Origin of the sequence: Streptomyces megasporus, from assembly GCF_000718985.1 — a bacterium.
Lineage (GTDB): Bacteria > Actinomycetota > Actinomycetes > Streptomycetales > Streptomycetaceae > Streptomyces > Streptomyces megasporus.
The window spans coordinates 1-4,180 of sequence record NZ_JODL01000061.1 but is presented as its reverse complement, the minus strand read 5'-3'; the positions used below and the strand labels follow the sequence as shown (position 1 = coordinate 4,180).

The 4,180-nt window shown below is 69.4% G+C and carries 5 protein-coding genes and 1 pseudogene; all 6 read right to left on the bottom strand.

The genetic code is table 11. The features are described from left to right. A pseudogene (locus IF47_RS31825) lies at positions 1–75 on the bottom strand (roadblock/LC7 domain-containing protein); the annotation flags it as partial. 87 nt (positions 76–162) lie between these two features. Next, complete coding sequence (locus IF47_RS30470) at positions 163–435, bottom strand: hypothetical protein (RefSeq protein ID WP_031511560.1); 273 nt, start codon at positions 433–435, stop codon at positions 163–165. Between the two features lie 162 nt (positions 436–597). After that, positions 598–1,806, bottom strand: coding sequence for a helix-turn-helix domain-containing protein (locus tag IF47_RS0126595; RefSeq protein WP_031511559.1), 1,209 nt, complete (start codon positions 1,804–1,806; stop codon positions 598–600). A 136-nt stretch (positions 1,807–1,942) separates the two neighbouring features. Beyond that, complete coding sequence (locus IF47_RS28395) at positions 1,943–3,043, bottom strand: cell wall protein (RefSeq protein WP_157840076.1); 1,101 nt, start codon at positions 3,041–3,043, stop codon at positions 1,943–1,945. Positions 3,044–3,140: 97 nt separating this feature from the next. Next, complete coding sequence (locus tag IF47_RS0126585; protein WP_031511557.1) at positions 3,141–3,446, bottom strand: transcriptional regulator; 306 nt, start codon at positions 3,444–3,446, stop codon at positions 3,141–3,143. A 136-nt stretch (positions 3,447–3,582) separates the two neighbouring features. Next, positions 3,583–3,984 (bottom strand): hypothetical protein, encoded by a 402-nt coding sequence (locus tag IF47_RS30975; protein ID WP_157840075.1) that lies wholly within the window; start codon positions 3,982–3,984, stop codon positions 3,583–3,585. Between the last annotated feature and the right edge of the window lie 196 nt (positions 3,985–4,180).

Here is a 4,180-nt window from a genome sequence, read left to right as displayed (position 1 = left end):
CGAGGCCAACGCCGCCAAGTGGTCGGCGGTGTCGGTGTCCAGGCCGTGGGCGGCCTTCACCAGACCGTCGGAGGACCTTTCTGCGGTCGGGAGTCGAGGGCTCCCCCGCCCGGCCGACGCCTACCGAGGGACGCGCGACTCGGTGGCCGGGTGGGGGAGCGGCTATGCGGCCAGCACGGCGGGGTCCAGGAGCGTGCAGTCGTACAGGGCGCAGGCCAGTTGGGTCGCCACGATCCAGCGGAGCGCGGGCCCCACGTCGTAGCGCACGAAGTCCTTCCGGACCGGGACGGGCACGCCGTCGACGGGCTGGTAGAGCGTGCTGTCCAGGCGGTGGTAGTCGGCCAGGGACTGCGGGCCGCGCACCCAGTTGTCGAGCACGTACGAGGACTGGAGCGGCCCGAGTATCGGGGTGACCGTCCGCACCGAGACCCGCATCCACCGGATCGCGGACGCGGCGTCCGGGGCCGCGTAGCTGCCCCAGCGTCGCTCCGTGCATTGGCCGGTGGTGGTGCCGGCAGGAGTATCGTCGGCAGCGTCAGATGTGTATAAGAGACAGTTGCACAAGATGTGCAACTCCCCCGCCTTGACTTCCTGTCCTTACACGCCCATCCACCGAGCGAAGCCGGTGACGCTGTCACGGCTATCCCGCTCGGCGCGCATCAGCGACGTCACTGTCTCCTTCACCGACGGGTGGAACCGGGTCTGCTGAGGGGCTGCCTTACGCGCCTTTTGCAGCGACGCGAATGCCGCCTGTCGCTGTCCTGTCTCCAACTGGGCCCGCGCAAGGTCGATGTAGTGGTGACCCACCCGGTCCGGGAACTTCGCTGCGAACGCTTCCGGCAGGTGCACGTTCCTGGCTGCCTTGACGGCCTGCCCGAACTCCCCCAGTTCCACTTCCAGGGCCACTGAATGGATCTTTGTGTTGGACGGTCCGAAGCTCATCACGTAGTTCTCCGTGTCGCCTCCCAGCCGTTCAGCGGTCTCCCACGCTTCCGCCCATTGGGCGCGGGCCTCGTCTCCGGCGTGGCTGCGGGCCGCCAGCATCGCCGCGCGCAACCGCAAGTTGCCCTGGACGCACAGTGCTGACCGTTGCCCGCGTCGGGCATCGTCCTCCACGTCCGCCAAGGCGCGCTCCATCAACCGCAGCCCTACCTCGTGCCGACCGGTGTTGAAGCAGGACTGTCCACGCAGGTAAGAGGTCAGGATGATCATGTACGGGTCGCCGGACCGCTCCGCGCTGTACTGCATGCGGAACAGCACCGAGCGGCTGAGGTCGATGTGGCCCAACCCGTACACCACGTCATGCACGCACCGGTACACGTACGCCAGAAGACGGTGTGCCCGTTCCTGGCGGCTGCCTTCGTGTTCGGTCGAGGCTTCCGCCAACTCGTCAATGAGTCCGGGGGCATCGGTGGCCACGGCCAGGTAGTTCGCCCGGCGCCGCTTCTCACCGAGATCCCTCACATCGGCGGCGACCTCATCCAGCGACCGCGGCGAGGTGCCGGTGGCCAGTTGCATGTCCCAGTTCTCCAGGCTGGCTCGGATCGCGGCCAACGGCGCGTCAAACCGCTCGGTGCGCTGGACATCGGCGTATGGCTGCCCGGCCAACACGCTGGCCTCGATACCCAGGGCGCGGGCGCATGCCGCTATCAAGGCCGGGGAGGCAGGCCGCTGTCCGGCCTCGACCTTGCTCAGCAGACTGTGGGAGACGTGGGCGCGGTCGGCAAGGCCGCGTTGGGTGAGGTGCGCCAGCTTGCGTTGCTCGGCGATCCGCGCGCCGATGTGCGTGTTCCAGGTGTGGGGCATACTGATTCTCCGTTCTGACCTAGACACTCGGAACAGTACCCACCGGCCAAACCGCCGAGGGTGCATTGCTCAGGCCCCCGTCCTTCGAGGCGGGGGTCTTGCGCGTCTACGCCACGGTGCTGGGCGCGGCATCCCCTCACCCGTGGATGACCGTCCGGTCGCTGACCCGGTACGACCGGGCGAGAGCCTGGTCCACCAGCCACGTGGTGTAGAGGCGGCAGGCGTGCCGCATTCCCAGATGCTCGATCGCGGCCCGCACCAAGGCCGGGTCGGTGTCGCGGTCGGCGCGGCGGCGCAGCTCGGCCACGATGTAGGCGGCCGGGCGTGCGGGCCGCCAGTCGAGGAACCACGAGTGCAGCTCGGCCGCGATGCCCTCGGCGTCGAGGCCGGTGTCGATGAGCGATCGCAGGGCGAAGGCGAGGCGGCGCAGGGTCTCGTGCTGGGTCCATCCGACCAGGGGCCGCACCCGGCGGGCGATGGCGATGTCGCGGGCGACCTGGTGCGCCGGGCGGCCTGTTCTCCGGCCGTGGCGTCGCCGGCCGCTGCTGCGGCTGCCGGTGGTGTTCTTCGGGATCGAGCTGTTCGGGCACGCCGCGCGTCGCGGGGTGTCTTTCAACCCACCACCAACCTCAACCTTCTGTCTCTTCCGGTGCCCACCAGGAGAAGGGGGATCATGGCGTGACCTGCGAGAGTCCGCCTTCCGTCGGACCTCGGCCACGGCTCGTTCCCGGCCCTCGTCGGTGACGTCGACAATCCGGGCGTCGTACCCGCGGCCGTCGATCCGGTGCCCCATCGCGTCGTCGAACACCGGGGGAATGGCGGCGCCGTAGACGGTGGCCGTGCCCGCGTAGGGCCGGCCGGGCAGGTGAAGGTTGCGGCGGGTACCGTGCTCAAGCCACACCAGCAATCCGGCCTCCCGCAGCGCGGCGGCGTGCCGCTTCACCGTCGGTACCGACACCTCGATCCGGGCCGCGGTGCCCAGCAGGTCGTAGAGCACCCGGCCTTCGAGGTAGTCCATGCGGCGGGCGAGGTCTTCGGCGACGCGCAGGGTCGTGGCGTTCGCCTTCGGGTGGAGGCCGGTGCTGACGAGCCAGCGGACGGCGCGCAGCCAGGCACGCGGCTGGGCGCGGCGCGACGTCGTGGTGGTGGCTTCCTGCTGCTCTCGGGGGACCGGGGTCCATGCGGGCAGGGGGGAATCTGGGCATGCTGAAACAGGCCCGTGTACTCTGCCGGGCAAGGCAGTCCTTACTTGCTGAGTTGGGAACTGTTGATCAGCGGGTTCGTGGCCCGCTGGTACTCACGGCCGGGCGGTCTCTCACACCGCTCGGCCGTTCTTATTCAGCCGACGGCCCCTCGGTTGGCTTCTCCTTCTTGCCGCGTTCCCCCGCTTCGATCTGCTGGACGCGGGCCAGCGAGATGCCGAGCGTCTGAGCGATCTTCCGGTAGCTGATGTTCTGCGCCCGCATTGCTACTACGGCTGACTGTCGGATCTCGCGAAGACGCGTGTGCTGTTCAGGCCACGCAGCCAGCAGCTTCCCCGCTCTCCGGGCCCGCTCGGCCGGGTCGTCTAGCTGCTCCAGGGAGTCCAGGACGTTAAGCACGAGCCGCACCTCCTCATCGTCGCTCGGCTGTTCGGGCAAAGCTGCTCCCTTCCGAAGGGGAGCGCGATCACACTGGACACCGTACAGCCCCCGCTGTACGGTGTCCATCGTCCGCTGTACGGCGGTGAGCGCGTTCCCTGCGTCCGCTGCCAACAGAACGGCCCCGGTCGGGCTCTCACACACCGGCCGGGGCCAGCCAATCCCCTGACAAGACCAGGAGATGACCTATGCGCGATCGTAGCGCCGCCCTCGCCGACCAAGGCAGCCCCTCACCCAGGCGAACGACAGCCACGTCAGCCGCATCACCGCCATCCCCTCCCTCGGCTCCCGCTTCATCACCGAAGCCGCCGCCGACCTCACCACCGACAAGAACACCACCGGCCAGCCCCTCACCCCCCTCGCCTGGGGCAACGCCCTCCGCCACGCCCATCGCACGGCCCTCAACAACAAGCCGGAGATCGTCGCGAACGCCGTCTACGCCACCCTCGCCGAACACCTGCCCGACCCCCGACTCGGCGAGACCAAGGGCGAGTTCGCACTTCGCCTCCGCGCCATGGCCCGGGGCTGTGATCGCCATGGCCGAGCAGGACTTGCGCGACTACGGCACGAAGGCCGAGCGGGAGGAACGCGCCGCCGCCGTCGCCGGTATCGCCCTGGTGCTGGGCCGCCGCCCCGTGCACCGCCTACTCCGCCGACACCTCGTGGGCGTTCGCCAAGAGCCACCTTGGCATGGACGACCCCATCGAGCGCGCGGCGATGTTCGCCGCGGCCGA

Excerpts from the sequence above, each read along its gene's own strand:
- IF47_RS30470 (WP_031511560.1), bottom strand. The coding sequence starts at position 435 with ATGCGGGTCTCGGTGCGGACGGTCACCCCGATACTCGGGCCGCTCCAG.
- IF47_RS0126595 (WP_031511559.1), bottom strand. The coding sequence starts at position 1,806 with ATGCCCCACACCTGGAACACGCACATCGGCGCGCGGATCGCCGAGCAA.
- IF47_RS30975 (WP_157840075.1), bottom strand. The coding sequence starts at position 3,984 with ATGGCGATCACAGCCCCGGGCCATGGCGCGGAGGCGAAGTGCGAACTC.